We start from the raw sequence: 25353 nt of genomic DNA, 5'->3' as shown, positions 1-25353 counted from the left end.
AATGATGCGCCAGAACCGTAAATGGAAGGTAACAGGCCCGGGACGCGCCGTATGATGCCGCGATCCCCGGATTACTCCTTACCCCTGCGGCATGAGCGGCCTCACCCACTTCGATTCCCAAGGCCAGGCCCATATGGTCGACGTGGCCGCGAAGGCGCCGACGCACCGCGTGGCCATCGCCGCGGGCCGCATCGTCATGCAGCCGGCCACGCTGGCGCTGGTGAAGTCGGGTACCGCGAAGAAGGGCGACGTGCTGGGCATCGCGCGCATCGCCGGCATCCAGGGCGCCAAGCGCACCAGCGACCTGATCCCGCTGTGCCACCCGCTGGCGCTGACGCGCGTGGCGGTGGAATTCGAGCTGAACGAAGCGGCGAATGCCGTGACGTGCACTGCCACCGCCGAGACCGTCGGGCCCACCGGCGTGGAGATGGAGGCGCTGACGGCGGTGCAGGTGGCGCTGCTGACGATCTACGACATGTGCAAGGCGGTGGATCGGGGGATGACCATCACCGACGTGAAGCTGCTGGAGAAGAAGGGCGGCAAGTCGGGCAGCTGGACGGCTCCGTAGGTCCGGCATCCGGGCGCCGGACGTCCGATCCGCGCCACGCTTCCCGCCTTCCGTTGCCACCCACGGCAAGAAATTCGCCCATACGGCGATCTCGTCACGGACCCTTCGCCCAAGTCTGCGGAACGGACTTCCGCGCCCACTATAGTTACGCGGCCGATGAGCATCACGCCGCCAGCCTTGCCGCGCACGCACCCGGCGCGACGCGTGCTCGTCGAGCAGATTAGGGACCCTATGACCAAGGCATCCGTCACGCCCGCCACAGTTCTCGCCGCGCGAAAGCGCCTCCTGCAAATGCATCACGAGAGCGGGGTTGGACACATTGGCGGCAACCTCTCTTCGCTGGATTCGCTGCTGGTCCTCTTCCATGAGCGCATCCGCCATGCTGACCGCTTCGTGCTGTCCAAGGGACACTCCGCGGGAGCGCTGTACACGGCGCTGTGGAGCATCGGGCGGCTCACGGACGCCGATCTCAGGACCTTCCACCAGGATGGCACCCTGCTCTCCGGACATCCGCCCGCCAAAGGCCTCGGCGACGTCCTGTTCGCCACGGGCAGCCTGGGCCACGGCCTTTCCCTCGCGGCGGGCACTGCCCTGGCGCTTCGCATGAAGGAGTCCACCGGCCACGTCTACTGCGTGACCTCGGATGGCGAGTGGCAGGAAGGCTCGACCTGGGAAGCGCTGGTCTTCGCCTGCCACCATCGCCTTGCCAACCTCACGGTGCTGGTGGACCACAACGGGCTGCAGGGTTTCGGTTCGACCGGCGAGGTCGCATCGATGTCGCCGCTTTGGGAGAAGGTGCGGGGTTTCGATGCGCAGGCCACCGTGATCGACGGGCACGACCTCGATGCCATCCGTGGCGCGATGGACAGTGCCGCAACCGGACCCAGGCTCGTCTTCATGCGGACCGTCAAGGGCGCCGGCGTCAGCTTCCTCGAAGGCCGCATGGACTCGCATTACCTGCCGCTGACGGCCGACAAGTACCAGAGCGCCGTGCAGGAACTGGACGCCGCATGAGAAAGCACCTTTGCGATGCGCTGGTGGCGCATTCCGCCAATCGTTCGATGGTGTTCCTGACCGGCGATCTCGGGTTCATGGCGCTGGAGCCGCTGCAGGACGCCATGGGCCCGCGCTTCATCAACGCGGGTGTCGCGGAGCAAAACATGGTTTCGGTTGCGGCCGGCCTCGCCCGGGAGGGCCTCGACGTCTGGGCCTACAGCATCGCGCCCTTCATCTACGCGCGACCTTTCGAGCAGGTGCGCAATGACGTGGCTTTCCACAGCCTGCCCGTCCGCCTGATCGGCAATGGCGGCGGCTACGGCTATGGAGTGATGGGCCCCACGCACCATGCCATCGAGGACTACGGCACGCTGCTGACTTTGCCTGGCATGAGCGTGTATGCCCCGGTGTTCGACGAAGACGTTGCCGCGATGGTCACGCGCGCCGCGGCTAGCCGCGGCCCGGCCTACCTGCGCATCGGCCGCGGCGAGCCGCCCGCCGGATGGGAGATTCCGGACTATGCACCGTGGCGGCGGCTGGTCGCCGGCGACGGGCCGGTCCTGGTCGGCGTGGGTCCGCTGGCGGGAACCTACGTCAAGGCCTTGCTTGGCCTGCCCCAGGCGGTGCGCCCCGAACTGTGGGCGGTCGCCGAATTGCCGGTACGCCTGCCCGACATTCCGCGCGAGCTGCTGCAGGCTCTCCAGTCCGGCCGTCCGCTGTGCGTGGCAGAAGAGCACGTCGCCCAAGGCGGCATGGCCGCGCAGATGCTGCTGGCGCTGGCCGGCGCGGGCGTCGGCGTTTCGCGGCTGCGCCACTTTCACGCCACGGCCCACCACTACGAGCGCTACGGTTCGCAAAGCTGGCTGCGCCGGCGGTCGGGACTGGACCCGGACAGCGTGCTGACATCCTTGCAGGAGCTGCGATGACCGACCTGCAAGCGCAGATCACCGCGCTGCGTGGCCCGATCCTGGTGCTGGGTGCCGCGGGGTTCGTCGGCGCGAACCTGTTCCGGCATCTCAGCCGCTTGCGCGACGACGTGTACGCAGTCATCCGCGACGAGAAGAACTGGCGCCTGCGGGACGTGGACGACGACCGCATCATCGCCTGCGACCTGAACGACCCTGTGGCGGCGAAGCACATGGTGCAGTCCATCGCACCGCAAACGGTGTTCGACTGTGTCGCGTACGGTGCGTACTCGTTCGAAGACAAGGCGGACCTGATCTACCGCACCAACTTCAACTCGCTGGTGCAGCTGGTCGAACTGCTGCGCGAGCGTCCCCTGGCGGCTTTCGTCCATGCGGGCTCTTCTTCGGAGTACGGCCTGAACTGCGCCGCGCCCGCCGAGGAGGGCCCCTTCGAACCCAACAGCCACTATGCGGTGTCGAAAGTGGCCGCGGCCAGCTACCTGCACTGGGTAGGCAAGCAGAAGGCATTCCCCTGCGCGAACCTCCGGCTGTATTCGATCTACGGCCCGCTGGAAGACACGTCGCGGCTGATTCCCAACGTCGTGCGCATGGCGCAGCAGGGCCGCCTGCCACCGCTGGTGGATCCGCGCACGTCGCGCGACTTCGTGCACGTTGACGATGCCTGCGCCGCCTTCGTGATGGCGGCCGTGCGCATGAACCCCGAGTTGTACGGCGAAGACTTCAACATCGGCTCGGGCACTCGCACGACCATCGCCGACCTGGCAGCCACCGTACGTGCAGAGTTCGGCGTCCAGGAGGAACCGAAGTTCGGCAGCATGGAAGGCCGCAGCTGGGACCTGGCCGACTGGTATGCCGACCCGGGCAAGGCGTTGCGCCTGCTCGGCTGGAAGACCCGGATCTCCCTCGCCGACGGCCTGCGATCGACGGCCGAGTGGATCCGAACCTTGAGCGATTCCGAAGTCGCGGTCGCCACCAAGAAGACGGCGGCGGGCGCCAGGCGTTCGCTGTCGGCCATCATCGCCTGCTACAAGGACGCGCAGGCGATCCCGGTGATGCACGAGCGGCTGACCGGCACCTTCCGCAAGCTGGGCATCGACTACGAGATCATCTTCGTCAACGACGGCAGCCCCGACGACAGTGCCGAGGTGATCCGCGCCATCAGCGAACGCGACCCGCACGTGCTGGGCATCACCCATTCGCGCAACTTCGGTTCGCAAATGGCCTTCCGCAGCGGCATGGAGGTGTCGACCAAGGACGGCGTCGTCCTGCTCGACGGCGACCTGCAGGATCCGCCCGAGCTGATCGAGCAGTTCTACGCGCAATGGATAGCGGGCCACGACGTCATCTACGGCCGCCGCGTCAAGCGCGACATGCCCTGGCACTGGGGGCTGATGTACAAGGCGTTCTATCGCGTGTTCGCCGCCTTCAGCTACGTCAACATCCCGCTGGATGCAGGCGATTTCTCGCTGATCGACAAGCGGGTGGTGTCCTGGCTGCTGAAGTTCCCTGAGCGGGACCTGTTCATGCGCGGACTGCGGGCCTATGTCGGTTTCCGGCAAACCGGCGTGGACTATGTGCGGCCTGAACGCATGTTCGGCGTGTCGACCAACAATTTCCTGAAGAACATCGACTGGGCCAAGAAGGGAATCTTTTCCTTCAGCAACACGCCGCTGACGATGCTGACGGCGGCGGGCATCGTGCTGCTGGGGCTCTCACTTCTGGCCGCGTTCGTGACCGCAGTCCTTCGCCTGCTGTTCCCCGACATCGCGCCGCGCGGCGTCACTACGCTTCTCATCGCCATCCTGGTTTTCGGCTCGCTCAACCTGTTCGCCGTCGGACTGATCGGCGAGTATGTCGCCAAGATCATGACGGAGGTCAAGCGGCGGCCGGCGCTGATTCGCGCCGCATTCGTGCGCAGCGGCAAGGTCACGGAGCTGCTGCCCGACGGCAAGGAAGCGGCCCGCTGAGGGCGCGGCTACGAGCGCGCCGGAGGTTCGCCGGCTGGCACGCCGGCGAACACCAGCTTCTTCAGCAGGAAGTACGACAGCAGCGCCATGGGCGGAGTCAGGATGGCCTGTGCCACGATAGGCCCGGCAGTCAGATCCGACAGGCGCCCGATGAAGAACCAGTTGGACAGGTAGACCACCGCATAGACGGAAGCGAACCGGGGAAAGCGAGCCATCACGAGGCTGCGGAAAACATAGCCGCCCGTCGTCACGAAGTTGAAGCAGATGCCGGCGAGGTTGCTCGCGGCCAGCGCCGCCCAAACGGGACCATGCATAAGGATGACCGCGCTGTAGACGGTGAAACCGAACAACGTGTTCAGCGCGCTCGCCGCGATGAACCTGGCGAACCGGTGTCGTTGCAGCAGCCGTCGAAGCCGCGTGATCATCTGGAGGACGGGATGCGAAGTGAAGATGCCGCGGGAGCGCGGGGGAAGGATGCATGATTATGGATGCGCACTGCGATCGCCTGGACATGAACGACAACGCCAAACACCCGACGAGGGCCTGCCCGGTCTGCAACGCACCCGCCGCGGCCGCGAAGCTGTTCATGGAAGAGAATCTGCAGCAGGACAAGCTGTCGTCGTTCAGCTTCGCCTCGCGCAAGCTGCCGGAGTACATGTGCCACCACCTCGTGCGCTGCTCCCGCTGCGACGTCGTCTACGCCGACCGCCCGCCGTCGCAGGGTGAGCTGGCGCAGGCGTACCACACGGCCGACTACGACAGCTCCGAGGAAGCCAACGACGCCGCCGCTTCGTATGCCGCCGCCATTCGCCCCGTGCTCGCACAGTTGCCGCAACGAGGAAGCGCGCTGGAGATCGGCACCGGCACCGGAATCTTCCTGGAGCACTTGGGCCAGGAAGGGTTCAGCGACCTGGCCGGCGTCGAGCCGTCGACGGCGGCGGTCGCTTCGGCACCGGCGCACCGCCGCGCCTGGATTCGCGAAGCCATGTTCGTGGAAGACGACTACGCGCCGCGCAGCTTCGACCTGATCTGCTGCTTCATGACCATGGAGCACGTCCGGGATCCGCTGGAGATCGCACGCTCGGCTTCCCGCCTATTGAGACCCGGCGGGGCGTTCGTGACCGTGACGCACGACTACCACTCGTGGGTGAACAAGCTGCTGGGCAAGCGCTCGCCCATCATCGACGTCGAGCACCTCCAGCTGTTCTCGCAAGCGAGCCTGCAGCACTTGTTCACGGGGGCCGGCTTCACGCGGTTCGGCGCCCGCCCGTTCGTGAACCGCTACTCCCTGCGGTACTGGACGCGCCTCGCGCCCCTTCCTTCGGGCCCAAAGGCGCAGTTGTCGAAAGTGCTGGACGCCACCGGTATCGGCAGATCCCGGCTCGGCGTGAACGTCGGCAACACCATCGCCCACGGGTTCGTTCCCGGCTGATCGCCAGGTCGCCAGCGTGGACAAGCTTGCGGAATCAGGGGCGCCGCGAGTTCCTTTCGCGCAGCCGCAGCGCTAGCACTGCCAGAAGGCCTGCGATGCCCAGCAGCAATCCGCTGCGCAGCCCCGGCATGGCGTACTCCAGCTCGATGCGATGCTGCCCGGCGGACACCGGCGCCGCCAGCAAGCCGGCATCGGCGCGCATCAAGGGCACGGGTTGGCCATCGACGCGCAGCGACCAGCCGCTGTAGGCGGGAATGGAGAACACCAGGATGCCCGCCTCGCGGGGGGAGACCGTGCCCGTGATGCGATCGTTCTCGAACGTCTCGATGCGCAGGCCCGACTGCTGCAGCGCCTGCGCGCGCTCGGCATAAGCGGTGCGCAGGTCGATGTTCGGTTGCGAGGACAGCGTGCGGATGTCGAACCGGGCTCCCGCCTCCACCTGCGGCGCGTCGAGCACCGCTGCGTGCAGCAAGGCCAGCTCGCGCAACGCCTGGCGGCGCGGGCCGGTTTCGCCCGGCAACTCCCAATCCGCGCGCGACATCCAGCGTGACTGTACGAACCCGAGCGGCAGCGCAAAGGCGTTGCGATAAGCGAACCAGCCGGGGCCCTGGTGCGCCGGCTCGAAGCCCGGCCAGTCCAGCGGCGACTTGCTGATCACGTACTTCACGCCCAGCAGCGAGTTCAGGACGATGTGGTCACCCGGCCCTTCCAGCCAGTTGGTGTAGTTGGGGGGCTGGAATTTCCCGAAGTTGGGCACCATTCCCAGCGCTTGGTGGAATTCGACGACAGAGCGACCGTGGTAGTAGTAAGACCGCACGCCCATGTAGTCCTGCGCGGCGGAGTCGTCCTGCGTGGCACTGGCGAAGGTCTTTTCCACGCGAAAGATGCCCGGGTCCGCGCCGCGGATGGCCCGTAAGGCGGGCAAGGTGACGTCGTTGAACGGCTGCGCGGCCGGGTTCACCGTCTTGCGGCCGGCCAGGTACGACGGCCAGGCAAACGCCACGGATTCGACCAGCGCCAACATCAAGACCAGCGATGCCAGGCGCGACGCTGGCAGGCGGCGCTTGCCGGCTATGGCAAAGACCGCGGCCCACGCGAACAGGGCCACAATCACCTGCAACAGGTGAGGCGGCCACAGCAAGCCCCAGTTGGGAATGCTGCCGGCAGCCAGCAGCAGAAAGCTCGCACCCAGGCCTGCGGCCAGCAGCCGCAGATCGACGCGATCCAGCGCAAGGTCGAGCGCACGCACGCCCAGCAGCAGCAGGGCCAAGGGAATCCACAGCGTGGTCACGCGAAAGTACGGGACGGCGAAGCCGTAGCCGGCCAGCCGGAAGACCGGCAGTAGCATGTACAGCGCGCAACCCGCCAGGCCCACCACCAATGCACGCCGGTCGTGGGCGCCGCCGCGCCACAGCTGCGGGATCAGCACCAACCAGAGCAGCCCGGCATAGAAACCCGGCCCTTCCAGGTAGTTCATGTAGCCGAAATAGTCGTTGCCCGATCCGAGCAGGTCCTTGTGGAACAACGCTGCCACCTGCAGGGACAGCATCTTCAGGTCGCTGGGCTCCAGGGCCTGCTGCAGCCGTTGCAGCACCGCCCCGCCGCCCGCGACCCGGGGGCTGTCCAGTAGTTGCAAGGCCAGCGGCAGCACGATGGGCGCCCCGATCACGAACCCCAGGACGGCCAGCGGCGCCAGGCGCGTGAGCCACGGGCGCAGCATCGCTCGCGGTTCCTGTGCCAGTGCAAGGCTGGCGAGGAAAGCGACGAAGAGCGACACCGCCAGCGTGACGAAGAAAACGCCCGACAACAAGGCCGCGCCGACCGCCAGAGGAAAGCTTACCTGGTCGCCTTGGCGCAGGAAGCGCACGAGCGACCACAACACCAGCGGGAAGAACACGAAGGCGCTGGCTTCGGAATCCCACACGCCATTGACGACGATGTACCCGCAAAAGGAGTAGCAAAGCGCGGCGACCAGCGCGGCTTCCTTGCGTGCCGCGAACTGGCGCGCCAACAGCAGGAAGAAGGCGCCCCCCAAGGCGATTCTGAGCAGGTACACCCAGATGCGCAGGTCCAGCACGTGTTCGGCACCGCCTACCTGGGTCAGCAGCCGGATCGTGTCGATGAAGTTGAAGGTGATGGGCGCGCCCAAGCCGATCTGGAACGTCCAGCCCGTCCATCCTTCGCGGCCGAACAACCGCGCCAGGTCCTGGCTGAACGCCGTCGCGTTGTTGTAGGTGTCCGAGGCAATGTCCAGGTAGGCGAAGTACCGCTGGCCCGAGATGAACGGCCACAGCGCCAGCGAAGCCACCACCGCCTGCAGGATCAGCAGCACTATCCAGGGCTGTATACGCGTGGCGCCGCCGGTTGCGGCGCGTCCGCCGTTCATGTTCGATTGCGTTTCCAATGCTCCTCCGTGCTTTTTGTAGTCAAGAGCCCGCGCGACCGGCCTGCCGCTGCAGCCACGCCTGGTAAGCATCCGGGAACGCGGCGCGGTATCGCGCCGCGGCCCAGGTTGCGGTCTCCTGGTCGCCGACCAGCAGCGAACTTTCGATCAAGCGCTCGGCCACCATCGGCTCGGGCGAATAGTGCAGCAGCTCGCGTGCCAGCCGCTGCACGTCCACCGCGTTCGCGCGGCTGAGCGGCGTGACCGAGAGTTCGGCGAACCGCAGCTGCGGTTCGAACAGTACCGAGTGACCCGCCCGGCGCACCGGGTCGGCACGGTAGTCCGCCCAGCGCTGCTCCGGCGCCAGGAAGGCCTGGCTGACGCTCTGGTAGTCGGCCCAGATAAATCCCGCGGCGGCGATGATCGACACCGCGATCATCACTATGCGGCCACGGGTGAGCACCACAGCCGTAGCGGGCCGAAGCAGTTGCAGGCACAGGATGGCGGCGACCTGGAATGGCCCATACCAGAGCGGGTACTCGAGCAGGCTGTGCAGGCCGACGACGAGCAGCACACACCAGGCGAGCTGGCGGGCCGACTCCGCCTCTCGCCAAGGCGCGGCGCGCCAGACGATCGCCACCAGCAGCCCGATGGCCACGGCCGCGGCGGGAATGCCCAGCTCCACGGCCAAGTGCAAGGGCAGGTTGTGCGCGTTGTCCAAGATGTCGCAGAACCTGGCGCCGGGATACAGCGTGGAGAAGTGCGCAAAGTCCAACTCTCCCCAACCCCAGCCGGTCCACGGCCGCTCGAGAATCAGCTCGACGACGTTCGACCAAAGCACTTTGCGGCTGCTGCACCCGAGCTCCGAAGTGGCGCGCGCGAGCACGTTCACGGCGTCCACGCCGCGCCACTGCAGGAGCAGCAAAGGCAACAGGAAGGTGGCGACCATGTAGAGGATCAGACCGACGGCGCACCACTGCACCCGCTGCCGCCGGTCCCCCGGCCAGGCGGCAGCCAGCAGAAGCAGGGCCACCCACTCGATCGCACCGGTGCGGGAAGCGGACGCCGCGTTGGCGAAGGCTAGCAGCGCCACGGCAACGGCCGTCCACGCCCTGCCTCGCAAGGGACGGCACCACACGAGAGCCGCCAGGCCGATCGCGGTCAGGGTGGCGAACTGGTTGCGCTGGCGAAGGTTGCCGTAGGCCTGGCCGATGTCCGCGGAACTGATCCAGCTGGTGTGGGGCGCGGCGCCAAACCACTGCAGCAGCCCAATCAGGCTGCTGGCCAGCGCCGCCGCGACCCAGGCCCTGGGCGCCGCCCAAGCGGCTGGGACACCGCCCCAGGATGACAACACCAGCGCCGCGCTCCAACAGCACCACGCGGCGAGGACCGGAACGACGTTGGGCGAGGGGCCTGGCGCGAACGGCCACAGCCAGGGCAATGCCAGCGCAAGCAAAGTCGCGGCTCGCAAAAACCGGTGCTCGCCGGGCAGGTCCATCGTCGGCCGGATGCCGGCCGGCATCCGGCCGGCAGGCTCAGTCATCTCCATCAAGATACCGTCGCGCCACCGCCAACGCCTGTTCCGCACTGGGCATCGGGATCGATAAGGCCGTGGCGTCATCCGTCTGCGCGGCGAACGGATCGAACCCCATCAGCGTGGCCCAGCGCACGCGCGCCTCGGTGCGGTTGCCGGCATCCAGCTCGATAGCGGGATCCACCAGGACGCCCAAGGCGCGATGCACGCGCAACCGGCCGCCGCGCTGGTATACCTCGTGCGTCCAGGCTTCCTCCAGCAAGGTGGCGGCGCCGTGCAGTTCCTCATCGAACTCGACGTCCCGCACCGCCTGCGCGCGGCAAGCCAGCAAGGCGCCTTCGAGCAGCGCCATGCCATCGGCTTGCGCAGTCCGGCCCGGGCCGGCCAGGTGCAGCTCCCAAACCCCCTGGCGTTCCGTTGAAGGTTGCACGACCCCACCGGCTTTCTGCGCGAAGTCGTCCAGCCGCCAATCCATGCGAACCCAGCGTCGCGCGCCCGCAAAACTGACGAGGTCGGCACCTTCGAGCGCCCGTGCGACGCGGCCCGGTAAGCCAGGACCCAGCGGACTGGCGTTCTTCTGCAGCAGCAGCACGATATCGGCGTCTGGGGCACCCAGGGCATCCTGGTAGGCCCGCACGCGATCGTGTTGCGCGCAGCGCTGGATGTCCAGCCGCCATCCGCTCGCACCGGCACAGGCCTCGCGCACCTGGCGCTCGACCGCGTCAAACCGCGCCGGTTCGTCACAGGGAACCACGACCGTGAAACGCCGCTGCGGGCCGGGCGCTTGCGTGCTTGGCAGCGACGCTGCCGCGTGTTCGTCATCGGCAAGCGCGCACCGGAACAGCCGCTCCTGCATCCTGTCGAATGGGTCCGTGGCCCAGGACGCATCGACGGCGTCCAGTTCCTCCCGGGCCTGCGCGTGCCGGCCGAGCAGCACATGAACCCGCGCGGCGGCGAGCGCCGCTGAGAACCGGTCGGCGGGTGCCATCGCAGGCGTCTCCCGCCGGAGGTAGGCCAGCGCTTCGTCGTATCGGCGATCCCACACCATCAATTGCATGCGCAGCAGGTGGGCCGGACCGTCATTGGGGTACTCGCGCAGGCAGTGGTCCAGGATGCGTGCCGCCCCCTTGAGCTGCCCGCGCTGCGCGGCCCAGTACGCCCGGCGCGTGATCTCGCGTGCGGGCAATACCGGGATCTCGGAGCGCCAAGCCGGCGGGTCGTCCGCTGGCCGGGCACGCAAGGCGCTTTCGCAGGCTTGCTCGAACTCGGCGGCGAACAGCCGGCCGTTGCCCAATGCGGTGCCGGCATAGCGCGCGCGGGCCCCTGCGCGGAAGCGGCGCTGGCAGGGCAGGTCCCGCGCCAGATCGATCGCCCGTCGTACGTACGAATGCTCGTCCTGGACCACGAAATCCGCCGCCCCCAGGTTGGCCAGGACCGAGCGTCCCATGCGGCTGAGAAGCGACTCGCCCTCCAGACTCACCACGGGAACGCCCATGTACGTGCAGATGCAGGTGGTGGTGCCGCCGTTGAACGGAAAGGTGTCCAGCATGACGTCGATTTCCCCATACGACTCGTACAGGGCGGCGCCCGATTCGGGCTTGCGCAGGTCGACGCGATCCATCGGAAGGCCGGCGTTGCGCAGGCGCTCGCGCATGGCATTCTCGGACATGGGATCGGTGAAGGTGATGGAGCGGATCAGCAGCCGGCTGCCCTTGACCTCGTCCAGGATCTCGCTCCACGACTGCAGCATACGGTTCGTGATCTTGGCGATATTGCCCACGGACCCGAAGGTGACGTAGCCGTTCCGTTCGCAAGGAGGAGGGACAGGCTCGGGCACTTCCTCCAGCGGGTCGAAGCACCAGAACGAGGTGGGCAGCGCGAGGGGCGCTTCGGCGTAGAAGCGCTCCGGCTGGTCCGTGAGCACATGCGAATCCAGCAGCTTGAAGTCGACGCTCTGCAGGCCCGTCGTAGGGGGATAGCCGATGCCGGTGACCTGCAGGTCCGCCAGGCGGTCCTGCAACAGCGACATGCGATTGTGCGAGGTGTGGCCGGCCAGTTCCACCAGCACGTCCAGCCCATGGCTTCGGATCAGGTTCCGCAATTCGGCGTCGGACAGGGAATGAACGTCGTGGAAATGCTCCGACATGCCTTCGAGCTTGGTCGTCTGCACGTCCTTGCCGGGAAAGTCGTGATAGACGAATGTCTCGACGGCGGATCGGTCGTGGCCATTCAGGAGCGGTCCGAAGAAGAAGCGGACCGAATGGCTGCGCAGGTCGGGTGAGAGATAGCCGATGCGCATGCGGCGCCGGAGCGTCCCGTCCTCAGCGAAAAGTGCCGGCTGGGGTGCCGTTTCATCGGCGCCCTGCTCGCGCGGTTCGGCTGCGGAAGCGCTGTCCGGGGTGGGGGCGACGGTGGATGCCCAGAAGCGATGTTCGGCCGCAAGCCGTTCCTCCGGCAAGTCCGCATAGCAAGACCAGAACAGGTAGGCATTGGCGTGCCGCAGACTGTCGAAATTGGCGCACCACGCGCGCAACTGGTGGGAGAGAGCGCGGTCGACGTCACCGTTGGCCATGCACAACGCGGCGTAGACGCTGTCGACGTGCAGCATGTCCGGCGCGCTCACCTTCGCCCGAACCAGGTAGGGCATCGCTTCCGCGCCGCGCTTGTTGTCGACCAGGACGCGCGCGTGGTTGGCCATCGCGGGCAGGAAGGTGTCGTCGAGCGCGTACGCGAGCTCGAACGTGTCGTTTGCGGCCTGGACGTCTCCGATGTCCGAGAGACACGCCGCGTAGTCGTTCAGAGCGCCGACATTCGCGGGCTCGACGTCGAGGATGCGGCGCAGGACCTTCAGCGACCCGCGGACGTCACCCTTGCCCCGCAGTTCTGCGGCCTCGTCGAACCATTCTTGGGGCGCCTTGTCGGCAGCGGCAGTTTTGGGGGAGAGCAGCCGGTTGAAGTACCGCAGGAGCATTTCGGATGGACGAACTGGGGCGGATCAGAGGCACGAGTGTGCCCGCAAAAAAACAAACCCCCTTACGGGGGTCTGTTGGCGGCAGCTGAAGCCGATCAGCCGCGGCACGTGCCGGGCAGGTACTTGACCGGGCTGCCGGAGCAGGTCCAGGTCAGGGTGCCGGCAGTGCTGCCCGACGAAGTCGGGGTCAGGGTCACGGTCACCGGCTGGCCGATGGCAGTCGAGTTGCCGATGACGGTCACCACGCCGCTGGCGTTCACGGAAGCCGACGACACCTTGCCCTGGGCAACAATGGAGCAGTCAGAGATCACGCTGGATGGGAGGTTGCCGCCGGCAGACTGATAGGCCTCGGTGATGCAAGTACGGGCGCCAGAGGCAGCCAGCATCAGCTCGGACACTTTCGCGCGGATCGTGTAGTCCTGGTAGGCCGGCAGGGCGACGGCCGCCAAGATGCCGATGATCGCCACGACGATCATCAGTTCGATCAGGGTGAAACCCTGTTGAAGTTGACGTTTCATGTAACCTCCAGAGATAGGGAGTACGTCGGATTGCAAACGACGTGCCAGCCGGCTCACTTGGCCGCCGCCCGCCGCGCGCGTGTCAATTCGACAACAAGGCCTTCGGTCACCATGTCGATGAACTCGCCAGGGTAGCCCGCGCTGGCCAACTCCCACTTGAAGTCGTTGGCAAACACGGCGCGCCGGATCATCCCGAGCCGGTGCTGGCGCTCATAGCCGGCGGCACGCGCGTAGGTTTTCTCGAGCATCCGGGTGATCCTGTTCACGGTCATCGACCTGCGATCGGACAGCACCCGGTCGGGCGGCAGATCGAGCACCAGCTGCCGCACCAGCTCCTGCACGAACTCCCGGTGCTTGCGTCCCCCGAACAGCTGAAACATGCTTCTCCCCTGAAAAAAAGAAAACCCCTCGAGAGGGGTTTTCGTGGACATCGTTGATCTTAGATCAGCCGCGGCAGGTACCGGGCAGGTACTTGATCGGGTTGCCGGAGCAGGTCCAGGTCAGGGTACCGGCAGTGCTGCCCGACGAAGTCGGGGTCAGGGTGACGGTCACCGGCTGGCCGATGGCAGTCGAGTTACCGATAACTGTCACGACGCCGCTGGCGTCCACCGAGGCCGACGACACCTTGCCCTGAGCGACAATGGAGCAGTCGGAGGTGACCGACGAGGGCATGTTTCCGCCAGCCGACTGATAGGCCTCCGTGATGCAGGTACGCGCGCCGGATGCAGCCAGCATCAGCTCGGAAACCTTGGCGCGGATGGTGTAGTCCTGATAGGCAGGCAGCGCAACGGCTGCCAGGATGCCGATGATCGCCACGACGATCATCAGTTCGATGAGGGTGAAACCTTGTTGCACTTGACGCTTCATAAATCCTCCGGAGTGAAAGAAGCGATGAGTTTCAGCAAGCGCCGTGCCACCCTCGTTTGTCAGTCTGCTCACAGAAGCACGGCGGTTGTGAGTCTGCTCACAGAAGCACAGCGCCTATAAAGTTCAAAAACGTCCACGCATCAGGAATGGTGGTGACAAATTTGTTACCCGGCCTTGTCATTTGATGCAAACCGATCGAACCTGCTTCAGGTCCGTCAGCCCCATCATGATCTTCTCCATCCCGTCCATCTTCAGTGTGCGCATGCCGCCGGCGACGGCGCAGACGAACAGTTCGGCGACACGGGCTCGCTCCTGGATCAATTTCTTGATGTCGTCTTCACCGATCAGGAGTTCGTGCAGGCCGACGCGGCCCTTGTAGCCAGTCTTGCCGCACTTGTCGCAGCCCACGGCACGGTACATGCGCAGCCGGCCGTTCTCGCCGTAGCTCTTGGCCCAGCCCTCGTAAAGCTTCTTGGCCTCGCCCGCATAGTCGGCCTTCCAGGCCGCGGTGTGCCGCAGGTCCTCGGCGTATTCGGCGATGAAGGTCTTGATTTCATCCGGCTCGGGGAAATAAGGCTCCTTGCAGTCGCACAGGCGCTTGGCCAGGCGCTGCGCCAGGATGCCGAGCAGGGCGTCCGCGAAGTTGAACGGGTCCATGCCCATGTCCAGCAGGCGGATGATGGATTCGGGCGCGCTGTTGGTGTGCAGCGTGGAAAACACCAGGTGGCCGGTGAGCGAGGCTTCCACGCCCATGGACACCGTTTCCTTGTCGCGCGACTCGCCCACCATGATGATGTCCGGGTCGGCCCGCAGGAAGGCGCGCATCACCAGCGCGAAGTCGATGCCCGCCTTCTTGTTCACCTGCACCTGGCGCAGGCCCTTCTGCGTGATTTCCACCGGGTCCTCGGCCGTCCAGATCTTGGTCTCGGGCGAGTTGAGGAACTTCAGGATGGAGTGCAGGGTGGTCGTCTTGCCGGAACCCGTGGGGCCGCAGACGTAGAACAGGCCGTACGGCTTGCTCACGGTCTTCTCGACCCGTTCCTTGTTGTGAGGGGTCAGGCCCAGCTTCTCCAGCGGGATGGGCTCGCCGGCGGCCAGGATACGCATCACCACGTCCTCGACGCCGCCGGCCGAGGGGATGGTGGCGACGCGCAGCTCGATGTCGAGCGGGCCGTACTTCTTGAACTTGATCTTGCCGTCCTGCGGCTTGCGGCGCTCGGAGATGTCGAGGTCGCACATGATCTTCAGGCGCGTGACCAGCGCCTGGCGGAAGTGCGCGGGCACCTCGATGTACGGCACCAGGCTGCCGTCGATGCGAAAGCGGATGCCCGTCTTGCCCTTGCCCGGCAGCGGCTCGATATGGATGTCCGAGCAGCGTTGGTTGTAGGCGTCGATGATGACCTTGTTGACGAACTTGACCAGCTCGTTGTCCGAGGCGGCGGACTCCAGGTTGCCGTCGCCCTCGCCATCGTCGTCCATCGGCGCGTTCAGGTCGGCCAGCAGGTCGTCGATGGATTCGCCGGCGCCCGCGCCGTAAAGCTGCGCCAGCGTCTCTTCGAACTCGGTCTGCGTCGTGACGCGGTACGAGAACTTCGCGAACCGCGGGAACACCTGGGGCACCACGCGCGAGCCGCGCACGGCTTCGGGGTCCATGCACATGAGGACCAGGCCGTCGGGCGATTCCTCCAGCGGGATCCAGCCCTGTTCCTCGACGAACTCGCGCTTGAGCATGCCCTGGATCTGCTCGGATTTGATGCGGCCGGCGTTGAATGCCTCGTACGGCACGCCGAAGAAGCGCGAGAGCGACGGGCCGATCTGCGCGGGGCGGATCTGGTAGTCGGCCATCAGCACGTGCTCGACCGGCTTGCCGTCCTCGCGTGCCTTGGAGATGCACTTCGTGAGCTCCTCCTGCGTCAGCACGCCGTCGGCCAGCAGGCCGTCGTACTTGGTGGCGCGGCGCCGGGCGCTCTCGATCTCCTTCTGCATGCGCTGGCGGATGGCCGTGGCCAGCGTCTTGGACAGCTGCGTCGCCCCTTCGATCTCGAGTTCGCCGAACGGGTTGTCGCTCTTGTTGTTGATCACCTGGATGACACCGTGCAGCACGGCGCCGTCCAGGATGGGCACCACCAGCATCTGCTTGGTGCGGTAGCCCGAGCGCTTGTCCACTTCCTTCAGGAACGCCAGGTTCGGGTGGATGCGCTTCAACGCCTCGTCGTCGTAGACGTCGGCGATGTTGACCATCTGCTTGCTGTAGGCCACGAAGCCCGCGATGGACTGCGGGCTGATCGGCAGCTTCAGGTCCTTGGCCGCGTTCAGGCCGGTCTTCACCTTGGAGATGATGGCCGTGCGGTCCTCGTTCACCGCGTACAGCGTCAGGCGGTCGGCGTTGAACAGCTTGCAGATGTCCTGGCTGGACTCCAGCATGATCTGGTCGACGTTCTCCGTCTCGTGGATGCGCGTGGTCACCAGCTGCAGCTGCCGGAAGAACAGCGCTTCGAAGGTGACGCCGCGCTTTTCCGGCGGCAGCTGCTGGGAATCGAAGAAGGCCTGCGAATCCCGCTCTGTCTTGAGGACTGCGCTCATGGGGAACTCCTGGGAACGTACCGGCGCGGCGGCCGGGGGTTACAGCTCGAACTCCTGGCCGGCGCGCAGGTAGCGGATGTCGTGGCTGACGTCGGCGCCGAACGGCTGCGTCTGGTCGAACCGCTGGATCTCGGCCATGATCAGGTCGGTCTCGGCCGGCTTGGTGTGCGTGATGAAGATCGGGAAGCGCCGGCCCTTCTCGATGCAATCGAGCTCCTCGGCCAGCGCGTTGGGCGACAGGTGCAGGCTGCGCCTGGCCAGTTCCTTCTCGCGATTGGAGAAGGCGGTCTCGATGACCAGCGCCGCGACGCTCATCGCGTTCAGGCGGCGCCAGAACGCGGGGTTGCGTTCCGTGTCGCCGGTGAAGACCCATGCGCCACCCTGCGCCGAGATGGCGTAACCCACCGCGGGCACCGTGTGCACGGCGGGCAGCACCTCGACGCGCTTGCCACCCAATTCCAGGATCTGGCCGACCTGAAGTTCGCGGAAGGTGATGAAGGGCTTCTCGGGCGTGGGGATGCGGCTGAAGTCGGGCCAGATGACGTTGTTGAACACGTGGTTCTTCAACGCGTTGATGGTGCCCGGCAGCGCGTGGATGATGACCGGGCGCGTGAGTTGCGATGCGATGGAATCGATCATCAGCGGCAGCGCCGCGACGTGGTCCAGGTGCGAATGCGTCAGCAGCACGTGCTCGATGCCCGCCATCTCCTCGAGCGTGAGGTCGCCCACGCCGGTACCCGCGTCGACCAGCACGTCGCGGTCGATCAGGAACGAGGTCGTGCGGCAGCCCTTGGCGATGGCGCCCGAGCAGCCCAGCACCCGCACGCGCACGTCAGGCCCCCTGGCGCCCGGCGGCGCGGGTGCCGGCGAGGCGCGGCAGTTGGCGGGAGAGGGTGCCCATGGCGGTCCTCATTTGGTCTCGAAGTTGGTGGCGCCGTCCCAGGCCGGGTCGAACGGCAACAGCTTCATTGAGGCTACACGTTCGTTGTACAGCTCGTAAAGGAATTTTTTGGGGTTCATGCGCTGCAGGTTGAGCAGCAGCACTTCGCAGTTGTCCCAGTCCTGCGCCCGGTACGCCTTCAGCAGCGCCGCCCAGGTTTTGAGCTCGTCCTGCTGCGGCTTTTCCAGCCTGTCCGCCGGCGCCACCGGCCAGAAGATGGCCACGGCCTGCTCCTTGCCCTTGACGCGCACCCGGTCCAGTTCCTGCCAGGCGAAGTCCTTGGCCAGCTGGCGGGTGCTTTCGCTGACCACGATGTCCACGCCGTAGGCCTTGGACAGGCCCTCGAGCCGGGAGCCCAGGTTGACCGCGTCGCCGATCACCGTGTAGCTGCGGCGCACCTGCGAGCCCATGTCGCCCACGCACATCATCCCGGTGTTCAGGCCGATGCCCACGCCGATCTCCGGCAGGCCTTTTTCGCGGTGCTCCTCGTTGATCTTGCGCACCGCGTCGGCCATCTCCATCGAGCTCTTGACCGCCAAGTGAGCGTGCTCGGAAGTTTCGACCGGCGCGCCCCAGAAGGCCATCACGCAGTCGCCCATGTACTTGTCGATGGTGCCGCGGTTGTCGCGGATGATGTCCGTCAGCCGGTTGAACACCGCGTTCAGCAGCTCCTGCAGCTGCACTGGCTCCATCTTCTCGGACATCTTGGTGAAGCCCCGCATGTCGCAGAACATCACCGTCAGCTCCTTGTTGGTGGCCGTCATGCTGTAGCTGTCCGGGTCCTTGACCATCTCGTCCACCAGCTCCGGCGGGACGTAGGTGCCGAACAGGTTGGCCAGCTCGCGCTTGGAACGGCTTTCGATGAAGTAGCCGTAGCTCATGTTCAGCGCGAAAGCCGTCAGCACCATCGACAGCGCTGCGGCCAGCGGCATGACCAGACCGGCGCCGAGGAACAGCCACAGGTTCAGGCCCACCACCGCGGCCAGCACGCCGAGACTGACCGCCACCGCCTTGGGCGCGGTGAGCAGCGGCAGCGCAAATGCCAGCACCAGGCCCGCGAGGAGCAGCACCACCACGTCGTAGCCAATGGCGTAGTCGGGCCGCACGGCCAGGCGGTTGTCCAGCAGGCCCGAGATCATGTTGGCGTGCGTCTCCACCCCCGGGTAGGTCTCGCTCATGGGGGTGGAGCGCAGGTCTTGCAGGCCGGGCGCCGTGGTGCCCACCAGGACGATCTTGCCTTTCAGGCTGCCGGGCGGCAGGCGCCTGGCCACCAGGTCGCCGGCGGAGACGTAGCGGAACGAGCCGCCGCTCACGCCGCCCGGGCCGCGGAAAGGCACCAGCGCCGACACGCGGTCGTCCACCGGGATGCCCATGGTCTTCTGCCCGAGGCGAAGCACCACGCTTTCCAGGCCCTGGTACCCACGGCCGAGGAAGCGGTCGCGCGGGAAGCCGGGTTCCACCGTCGGCAGGCCAACCAACATGCGGAACATGGCCAGCGACAGCGATTCGTAGTACTGGTCGCCGTATTCCGCGAGAAGCGGCACGGCGCGCACCACGCCGTCGACGTCGATGATCGGGTTGAAGAACCCCGCCATGGGCGCCGCCTTGGCGATGGGCTCGATGTTGGAACCGTAGCCGTTCCAGGCCGTGAAGCGGATCGGCCGGCCGCGCAGGTCCTCGCGCTTCATCACCGGCTCGGTCAGCACGCCGCTGGTGCCGCCGCCGCGGTCGCTGCTGAAGTAGTAGCCCAGCACCGCCGGCTTCTTCTGCAGCGAGCGTGCGAACACGGCGTCGTAGTCCAGAGAACCGGCCAGCTGGTCGATGCGCCCCGCGAAACCAGGCGCGTCCTTCAACTCACCTTGCGCCAGCGCGCGCAGCCGCTTCAGGCCCGAGCTGTCATCGGGTTCGGCAAACACCACGTCGAAGCCGGCCAGCGCCACCTGCTGGCGGTCGAACAGTTCGTCCGTGAGTTCAGCCATGCGGTTGCGGCCCCAGGGCCAGCGGCCGACTTCGGCCAGGCTTTTCTCGTCGATGTCGACGATGACGATGCGCTCGTCCATCGTGCGCGGCATGGTGGCGCGCAGGCGGGCGTCATAAAGAACGTTGTCCAAGCGGTCGAGCGCCGCCAGCGGCAACGCCCCGCTGGCGTGCAGCAGGGCGATGAGCAGCGGGATGAGGGTGACCGCGATCCGGGTCCAGTGTCTGGCGAGCGCGCCCATCCGGCCCCGAGCTGGCGAGTGTTGCTTTGCGAACGCCCGGGGCTATCAGCCCTGGACGAATTGCATCTGGGTGCCGGCGAGCTCCAGCAGGTCACCGTTCTTCAGGGTGACCGGCTCCTGGCCGATGGCCGCGCCATTGAGCGTGGGCTTGTTGCCGCCTTCGACATGGGCGACGACGAAGCCGTGGGGGCGCTTGGTGATGGCGGCCACGGCGACGCCGGGCTTGCCGATGGTGGTGACCACCTTGACCAGTGGCACTTCGCGGCCGGCGGCGGCGCCGGAGAGCACCTTGATGGCGCCCTTGACGTCGGCCAGGTCCCCGCCGGTGGCGGCAGCCGCGCCCGCGGTTGCTCCCGCAGGCGCCGCCGGGGGCACCATGCCCGGCTTCATGATCATGGTCTTCTCGAACGTGGCGCCCGGCACCTCGTTCACATACTTGATCTTGTACTTGCCGATCTCGACCGTGTCGTTGTTCTGCAACAGCTGCTTCTTCACGGCCTTGCCGTTGATGTAGGTGCCGTTGGTGCTGTTCAAGTCCTCGAGGTAGACCTCATTGCCGGTCATCTGCAGCACGGCGTGCTCGCCGCTCACCGCGAGGTTGTCGATCACGATGTCGTTGTACGGACGGCGGCCCAGCGTGGTGCGGTCTTTCGTCAGCTGCACTTCCTTGATGACGACACCGTCGATCGAGACGATCATCTTCGGCATGGCCCACTCCTGTTCCAGATCTCTCTTCTAAAAATTCAATACCGAAAACCGAAGGCCTATTTTCCCAGCAATCGGGAGATCAGTCCCTTCTTTTTCGCCCCGCTGTCCGCCTGCGCAAGCAGTACCGAGATGTTGTCCCGGCCCCCGTTCGCGTTGGCCGCGTCCACCAGCTGCACCGCCTTCTCCTCCAGCGCGGCTTCGCCGGCCAGGACGCGCGCGATGCCCTCGTCGTCCACCATGTCCGACAGGCCGTCGGAGCACATGACGTAGATGTCGCCCGGCTCCACCTTGTGCTCGTTCACTTCCAGCAGCACCGCGTCTTCCACGCCCAGGGCGCGGGTGACCAGGTTCTTGTTGGTGGAGACAGCCGCCTGCTCCGGCGTGATGAGGCCCGCGTCCATCTGCTCCTGCAGCAGCGAGTGGTCCTTGGTGATCTGGGCCAGCTCCCCGCCGCGCAGGCGGTAGCAGCGCGAGTCGCCGATGTGGCCCAGGAGCAGGCGCCCGTCCTGGAACACGCCCACGACCAGCGTCGTGCCCATGCCCGAATACTGCGGGTTGGAGTTGGCGGCGTTGAAGATGGAGCGGTTGGCGTTGTCCACGCAGATCTCCATCGCGCGGCGCACTTCCTTGGCGCTGGCATGCCGGCCGGCCTGGGCCAGCCAGCGCCCGAGCTCGGACTTGATGAAGGTGGTGGCCATGCCGCTGGCGATCTCGCCGGCGTTGTAGCCGCCCATGCCGTCGGCCAGGATGCCGAGGCGATTGGGCTCGTCAAAGGTGACGGAGTCCTCGTTGTTCTCTCTGGCGAGGCCCGGGTCGGTACGCGTGCAGAACTCGTAATTCATAGCTGGCCGGCTCAGGCCTCCGGATCGGCCTTGGGAATGTCTGGCTTGTTGTTGAACACCGCCGTCTTGGCGAAGGCATCGGTTTCCCCGCCGGCCGCCGCAGGCGCATCATAGCCGCCCGGATGGGCTGCCATGACCATGGTCTTCTCCGCCACGGCCTGCGCCTGGGCGGCGGCCCCCAGATTCATGGCACGGGTCTTGTTCATGTCATCGCCGGCCGCCGCGGAAGCGGGTGCGCCGCCAGCCAGCCCCGCGCTGGCGGCCCGCAGGTCGGCCGCGAACCTGTCGCCGTCCTGGTAGCGGGCCTCGGGCTTCTTGGCCAGGGCCAGCGCCACCACCTGCGCCAGCCGCTCGGGGATCTCGCTGCGCACGACGCGGATGTCCGGCGCTTCCTCGTTGGCGATCTTGTACATCAGCTCCGCCATCGAATCGCCGCGGAACGGCAGCACGCCGCCGAGCATCTGGAACAGCATCACACCAAGCGAATAGAGGTCGGAGCGGCCGTCCACCTTCTTGCCCGCGATCTGCTCGGGCGACATGAAGCTGGGCGTGCCCAACACCAGGCCGGTCTTGGTCTTGCTGGAGTCGGTGATGCGCGCGATGCCGAAGTCGGTGACCTTGACGGTGTCCGAATCGTGCTCGTACATGATATTGGCCGGCTTGATGTCGCGGTGCACCACGTTCTGCCGGTGCGCGTAGGCCAGCGCTTCCGCCACGCGGGCGACGATGGACAGCACGCGCGGGATGGGCAGCAGGTGGCCGTCCTTGCAGAAGTCGGCCAAGTCCTTGCCCCTGAGGAATTCCATGGCGATATAAGCCAGGTCGTGCTCTTCGCCCGCGTCGAAGATGGTGACGATGTTCTGGTGCTGCAGGCGGCCGGCCGTCTCGGCCTCGCGGAAGAAGCGCTCGCGCGCGTCGTTCAGCTCCTCGCCCTCGAATTCCTGCGACAGGGCCATCGTCTTGATCGCCACCACGCGGCCGATCTTCGGGTCCTTGCCCATGTAGACGACGCCCATCGCGCCCTTGCCCAGTTCCTTCTCGACCTGGTAGCGGCCCAGCATGGGCTTTTCCACCGCGCCGCCATCCAGCAGCATGGTGCCGCCGGGGTGCGCCCCGCCGCCGCCCAGCATCACGGTCTCGGACAGGTTCTTGGCGCGGTTGATGCGCGCCTGCAGGTCCTTGTAGTCCTTGTTGTATGTGGCCATGTGCATGTACACGGCTTCGGCCTTGTTGAACTGGCGCTTGCGCTCGAAGTCCAGCGCCAGGTTGAACAGGTTGTCCATCAGCGAGTCGTTCAGCGGCACGCGCCGAAAGCGGTCGAACGCCATGTCCAGCTGGCCTTGGCCCTGCAGCGCCAGGCCCATCATGCGGTTGGTCTCGGCCGATTCCTCGTCCGACTTCACCTTGCCCGCCTCGGTGACCAGGAAGCGCTTGGTCGTCAGCGCGGCGTGGCCGATGACCAGCAATGCCGCCGGCAACACGAAGCGCAGCCAGGTCGCGGCGCTGGAAAGCAGGAAGTACTCGGCGACCAGCAGCGCCAGCAGCAGCGCGCCGGACGTGGCCGCACCGACACCCGCCGACAGGCGAGGCAGTCCCGCGATGAGATAGCCCGCCACCAGCAGGAAGGCGCCGAACGCTGCCCAGCCGCCCCACGAAGGCTCGACGATGAAATGCTCGCCGAGGATGTTGGAGGTGACGTGCGCCATCATCTCCGCGGGGCTGAGCGCCGCGTAGCCAGGCACGGGGAACGTGGTGCCCACGCCTTGCGCGGTAGGACCGATGAGGACGATCTTGTCGGCGTATTTGCTGGCGGGAATCTTGCCGTTCAGCACGTCGTAGAAGGAGTCGACGGCGAACGGCGGCTTGCCGTCGCGCGCGCGGTAGAACTGCGGCAGGATGCGCGCGGCGTCATCTGTGCGGATGCGCAGGCGGCCCACCTGCACGCCTTCGCCCGGCAGCACCTTGATGTCGCCGGGGCCGAGGTTCAGGCTCTTGGCCGCGGCCAGAAGCGACATCGACGGCACGCCTTGGCCGTAGTAGTTGATCAACAGCGGATCGGCCCGCACGGCGCCGTCCGGATCGTTGGTGACGTTCAGGTGGCCTACGCCGGCGGCCGCATTGCCGATGGCGTCCAGCGGGTACTGGCCGCGCACGGCCGGCAGCGAGAAGCTGTCCTTGTCGGCCACGGCGTTCCTGGCCACGCCCGCGGGCAGTTCCTTGTCAGGCTTGCCCTGCGGCTCGCCCAGCACGAACACCGAAGGGACGATGACGTTGCCCGCCTTGGCCATGCTGGCCGCCAGCTTGGCGTCGGTGTCCAGCGATTGCTCGGCCTCGGCCATCAGCTTGGCGATGGCTTCGTTGCTGTCCGCGCCGGCGCCCAGGGCTTCCTTGATCTTGCGGACGATCACCAGGCCGCGCTCGGTCTGCGGCTCGAAGAAGAACGAGTTGTAGACGATGGTCTTGGCCTTGGCGGCGGCCAGCTTGTCGATCAGCTCGGCGTGCACGTCGCGCGGCCACGGCCAGCGCCCGATGTTGGCGATGCTCTGGTCGTCGATGGCGATGACCGCGATGCGGTCCGAAGGCTGGCGCGAACTCTGGCTGCTGGCCGTGTCGTAGAAGCGGCGCTCCAGGGCTTCGAACAGGCCGGTGGCTTTCCACAGGACGAACACCGCGACGACGATGGCGGCGCCGATGAACCAGTCCGCGCGCCAGAACTGGCGGCGTTTGCCTGTTGAAGAGTGACTCACTTCTGCCCCTTGTGCCTCGGGTGGACTTTTCTGCCGCCAAGGACAGCCTTCCTCGCCCGCTCCGCCGAGGGGCAGGACTTCTGGCTGGACGTTAGCAGAGGGCCCCAGAGCGGACAAGGCAATAGCTCACGGCCTCAGTACGTTTTGTTGCAAATAAGCGGCAAGTCGTGCTGCGATGCACAAGACGCGAAAAAGCCGGCACGGGGCCGGCTTTCGGAATCGATGCCCGCACGTGGCGGGCGCGCTTCACAAGAGCGACTTCAGCAGCTTGCCCATCTCGGACGGGTTGCGGGTCACCTTGAAGCCGCACTCCTCCATGATCGCCAGCTTGGCGTCGGCGGTGTCGGCGCCGCCGGAGATCAGCGCGCCGGCGTGGCCCATGCGCTTGCCGGGAGGCGCCGTGACACCGGCGATGAAGCCGACGATCGGCTTCTTCATGTGGTCCTTGCACCAGCGCGCGGCTTCGGCTTCGTCGGGACCGCCGATCTCGCCGATCATGATGACGGCTTCGGTCTCGGGGTCGTCGTTGAACGCCTTCATCACGTCGATGTGCTTCAGGCCGTTGATCGGGTCGCCGCCGATGCCCACGGCACTGGATTGGCCCAGGCCGATCTCGGTGAGCTGCGCCACCGCTTCATAGGTGAGCGTGCCCGAGCGCGAGACCACGCCGATCCTGCCCTTGCGGTGGATGTGGCCCGGCATGATGCCGATCTTGATCTCGTCCGGCGTGATCAGGCCGGGGCAGTTGGGGCCCAGCAGCAGCGTCTTCTTGCCGCCCTTGGCCTCCTTCTGCTTCATCTTGTTGCGCACGACCAGCATGTCGCGCACCGGGATGCCCTCGGTGATGCAGATGGCCAGGTCCAGGTCGGCTTCCACCGCTTCCCAGATGGCGTCGGCGGCGCCCGCCGGCGGCACGTAGATCACCGACACCGTGGCGCCGGTCTGCTGCCTGGCTTCCTTGACCGAGGCGTAGATCGGGATGTCGAAGATCTTCTCGCCGGCCTTCTTCGGGTTCACGCCGGCGACGAAGCAGTTCTTGCCGTTGGCGTACTCCTGGCACTTCTGGGTGTGGAACTGGCCGGTCTTGCCCGTGATGCCCTGGGTGATGACCTTGGTGTCCTTGTTGATGTAGATCGACATGTGCTTGCTCCG

General features: G+C 66.4%; 19 protein-coding genes. 5 read left to right on the top strand and 14 right to left on the bottom strand.

Annotated features, from left to right (window positions below; all coding sequences use genetic code 11):
• Window positions 1-91: 91 nt before the first annotated feature.
• The 4 genes from moaC (at window position 92) to EZ216_RS12425 (ending at window position 4457) form a co-directional block, all read left to right on the top strand.
• A complete protein-coding gene (gene moaC / locus EZ216_RS12440; RefSeq protein WP_135250081.1) occupies window positions 92-568 on the top strand; it encodes a cyclic pyranopterin monophosphate synthase MoaC in 477 nt (158 codons plus the stop codon).
• A 156-nt stretch (window positions 569-724) separates the two neighbouring features.
• The gene (locus tag EZ216_RS12435) at window positions 725-1582 is read left to right on the top strand and encodes a thiamine pyrophosphate-binding protein (protein WP_239024363.1); all 858 of its coding nucleotides are present in this window, start codon (window positions 725-727) and stop codon (window positions 1580-1582) included.
• A gap of 47 nt (window positions 1583-1629) precedes the next feature.
• Complete coding sequence (locus tag EZ216_RS12430; protein WP_239024362.1) at window positions 1630-2490, top strand: transketolase family protein; 861 nt, start codon at window positions 1630-1632, stop codon at window positions 2488-2490.
• The gene (locus EZ216_RS12425) at window positions 2487-4457 is read left to right on the top strand and encodes an NAD-dependent epimerase/dehydratase family protein (RefSeq protein WP_135250079.1); all 1971 of its coding nucleotides are present in this window, start codon (window positions 2487-2489) and stop codon (window positions 4455-4457) included. Before EZ216_RS12430 ends, EZ216_RS12425 begins: the two co-directional genes overlap by 4 nt.
• An 8-nt stretch (window positions 4458-4465) precedes the next feature.
• Here the strand turns inward: EZ216_RS12425 and EZ216_RS12420 are convergent, their stop codons facing one another.
• Window positions 4466-4882 carry a GtrA family protein gene (locus EZ216_RS12420; RefSeq protein WP_135250078.1) on the bottom strand — a complete coding sequence of 139 codons (417 nt, stop codon included), beginning with the start codon at window positions 4880-4882 and terminating at the stop codon, window positions 4466-4468.
• Window positions 4883-4941: 59 nt separating this feature from the next.
• Here EZ216_RS12420 and EZ216_RS12415 point away from each other — a divergent pair, with 59 nt between their 5' ends.
• Window positions 4942-5889 carry a class I SAM-dependent methyltransferase gene (locus tag EZ216_RS12415; RefSeq protein WP_239024361.1) on the top strand — a complete coding sequence of 316 codons (948 nt, stop codon included), beginning with the start codon at window positions 4942-4944 and terminating at the stop codon, window positions 5887-5889.
• Between the two features lie 34 nt (window positions 5890-5923).
• Here the strand turns inward: EZ216_RS12415 and EZ216_RS12410 are convergent, their stop codons facing one another.
• The 13 genes from EZ216_RS12410 to sucD form a co-directional block, all read right to left on the bottom strand.
• Window positions 5924-8275, bottom strand: a complete 2352-nt coding sequence (locus EZ216_RS12410) for a YfhO family protein (protein WP_167772884.1) — start codon at window positions 8273-8275, stop codon at window positions 5924-5926.
• Between the two features lie 40 nt (window positions 8276-8315).
• Complete coding sequence (locus EZ216_RS12405; RefSeq protein WP_239024360.1) at window positions 8316-9815, bottom strand: PglL family O-oligosaccharyltransferase; 1500 nt, start codon at window positions 9813-9815, stop codon at window positions 8316-8318.
• Window positions 9808-12777: an O-linked N-acetylglucosamine transferase family protein gene (locus tag EZ216_RS12400; RefSeq protein ID WP_135250076.1), complete on the bottom strand. Its 2970-nt coding sequence runs from the start codon at window positions 12775-12777 to the stop codon at window positions 9808-9810. The genes EZ216_RS12405 and EZ216_RS12400 overlap by 8 nt, the downstream gene beginning before the upstream one ends.
• A gap of 95 nt (window positions 12778-12872) precedes the next feature.
• The gene (locus EZ216_RS12395; protein WP_135250075.1) at window positions 12873-13295 is read right to left on the bottom strand and encodes a pilin; all 423 of its coding nucleotides are present in this window, start codon (window positions 13293-13295) and stop codon (window positions 12873-12875) included.
• 53 nt (window positions 13296-13348) lie between these two features.
• On the bottom strand, window positions 13349-13675 hold the full coding sequence (locus EZ216_RS12390; protein ID WP_135250074.1) for a hypothetical protein: 327 nt from the start codon (window positions 13673-13675) through the stop codon (window positions 13349-13351).
• Between the two features lie 64 nt (window positions 13676-13739).
• Entirely contained in the window at window positions 13740-14162 is a 423-nt protein-coding gene (locus tag EZ216_RS12385; RefSeq protein WP_135250073.1) for a pilin, read from the bottom strand.
• 177 nt (window positions 14163-14339) lie between these two features.
• Window positions 14340-16745: a GspE/PulE family protein gene (locus EZ216_RS12380; RefSeq protein ID WP_135250072.1), complete on the bottom strand. Its 2406-nt coding sequence runs from the start codon at window positions 16743-16745 to the stop codon at window positions 14340-14342.
• A gap of 39 nt (window positions 16746-16784) precedes the next feature.
• Complete coding sequence (locus EZ216_RS12375; RefSeq protein ID WP_135250071.1) at window positions 16785-17576, bottom strand: MBL fold metallo-hydrolase; 792 nt, start codon at window positions 17574-17576, stop codon at window positions 16785-16787.
• Window positions 17577-17654: 78 nt separating this feature from the next.
• A complete protein-coding gene (locus EZ216_RS12370) occupies window positions 17655-19904 on the bottom strand; it encodes a CHASE2 domain-containing protein (protein ID WP_135250070.1) in 2250 nt (749 codons plus the stop codon).
• Between the two features lie 45 nt (window positions 19905-19949).
• The gene (locus EZ216_RS12365; protein WP_135250069.1) at window positions 19950-20612 is read right to left on the bottom strand and encodes an FHA domain-containing protein; all 663 of its coding nucleotides are present in this window, start codon (window positions 20610-20612) and stop codon (window positions 19950-19952) included.
• Window positions 20613-20668: 56 nt separating this feature from the next.
• Window positions 20669-21454 (bottom strand): Stp1/IreP family PP2C-type Ser/Thr phosphatase, encoded by a 786-nt coding sequence (locus tag EZ216_RS12360; protein WP_135250068.1) that lies wholly within the window; start codon window positions 21452-21454, stop codon window positions 20669-20671.
• A gap of 11 nt (window positions 21455-21465) precedes the next feature.
• Window positions 21466-24201 carry a CHASE2 domain-containing serine/threonine-protein kinase gene (locus EZ216_RS12355; protein WP_135250067.1) on the bottom strand — a complete coding sequence of 912 codons (2736 nt, stop codon included), beginning with the start codon at window positions 24199-24201 and terminating at the stop codon, window positions 21466-21468.
• Window positions 24202-24447: 246 nt separating this feature from the next.
• Complete coding sequence (gene sucD / locus EZ216_RS12350) at window positions 24448-25341, bottom strand: succinate--CoA ligase subunit alpha (protein WP_135250066.1); 894 nt, start codon at window positions 25339-25341, stop codon at window positions 24448-24450.
• Window positions 25342-25353 lie beyond the last annotated feature (12 nt).

The sequence above is a fragment of the Ramlibacter humi genome, assembly GCF_004681975.1.
Lineage (GTDB): Bacteria > Pseudomonadota > Gammaproteobacteria > Burkholderiales > Burkholderiaceae_C > Ramlibacter > Ramlibacter humi.
This window is presented reverse-complemented; position numbering and strand designations above follow the sequence as displayed.

Coding starts and splice junctions, on each gene's coding strand:
- moaC (WP_135250081.1), top strand. CDS start 92: ATGAGCGGCCTCACCCACTTCGATTCCCAAGGCCAGGCCCATATGGTC.
- EZ216_RS12435 (WP_239024363.1), top strand. CDS start 725: ATGAGCATCACGCCGCCAGCCTTGCCGCGCACGCACCCGGCGCGACGC.
- EZ216_RS12430 (WP_239024362.1), top strand. CDS start 1,630: ATGGTGTTCCTGACCGGCGATCTCGGGTTCATGGCGCTGGAGCCGCTG.
- EZ216_RS12425 (WP_135250079.1), top strand. CDS start 2,487: ATGACCGACCTGCAAGCGCAGATCACCGCGCTGCGTGGCCCGATCCTG.
- EZ216_RS12420 (WP_135250078.1), bottom strand. CDS start 4,882: ATGATCACGCGGCTTCGACGGCTGCTGCAACGACACCGGTTCGCCAGG.
- EZ216_RS12415 (WP_239024361.1), top strand. CDS start 4,942: ATGGATGCGCACTGCGATCGCCTGGACATGAACGACAACGCCAAACAC.
- EZ216_RS12410 (WP_167772884.1), bottom strand. CDS start 8,275: ATGAACGGCGGACGCGCCGCAACCGGCGGCGCCACGCGTATACAGCCC.
- EZ216_RS12405 (WP_239024360.1), bottom strand. CDS start 9,815: ATGACTGAGCCTGCCGGCCGGATGCCGGCCGGCATCCGGCCGACGATG.
- EZ216_RS12400 (WP_135250076.1), bottom strand. CDS start 12,777: ATGCTCCTGCGGTACTTCAACCGGCTGCTCTCCCCCAAAACTGCCGCT.
- EZ216_RS12395 (WP_135250075.1), bottom strand. CDS start 13,295: ATGAAACGTCAACTTCAACAGGGTTTCACCCTGATCGAACTGATGATC.
- EZ216_RS12390 (WP_135250074.1), bottom strand. CDS start 13,675: ATGTTTCAGCTGTTCGGGGGACGCAAGCACCGGGAGTTCGTGCAGGAG.
- EZ216_RS12385 (WP_135250073.1), bottom strand. CDS start 14,162: ATGAAGCGTCAAGTGCAACAAGGTTTCACCCTCATCGAACTGATGATC.
- EZ216_RS12380 (WP_135250072.1), bottom strand. CDS start 16,745: ATGAGCGCAGTCCTCAAGACAGAGCGGGATTCGCAGGCCTTCTTCGAT.
- EZ216_RS12370 (WP_135250070.1), bottom strand. CDS start 19,904: ATGGGCGCGCTCGCCAGACACTGGACCCGGATCGCGGTCACCCTCATC.
- EZ216_RS12365 (WP_135250069.1), bottom strand. CDS start 20,612: ATGCCGAAGATGATCGTCTCGATCGACGGTGTCGTCATCAAGGAAGTG.
- EZ216_RS12360 (WP_135250068.1), bottom strand. CDS start 21,454: ATGAATTACGAGTTCTGCACGCGTACCGACCCGGGCCTCGCCAGAGAG.
- sucD (WP_135250066.1), bottom strand. CDS start 25,341: ATGTCGATCTACATCAACAAGGACACCAAGGTCATCACCCAGGGCATC.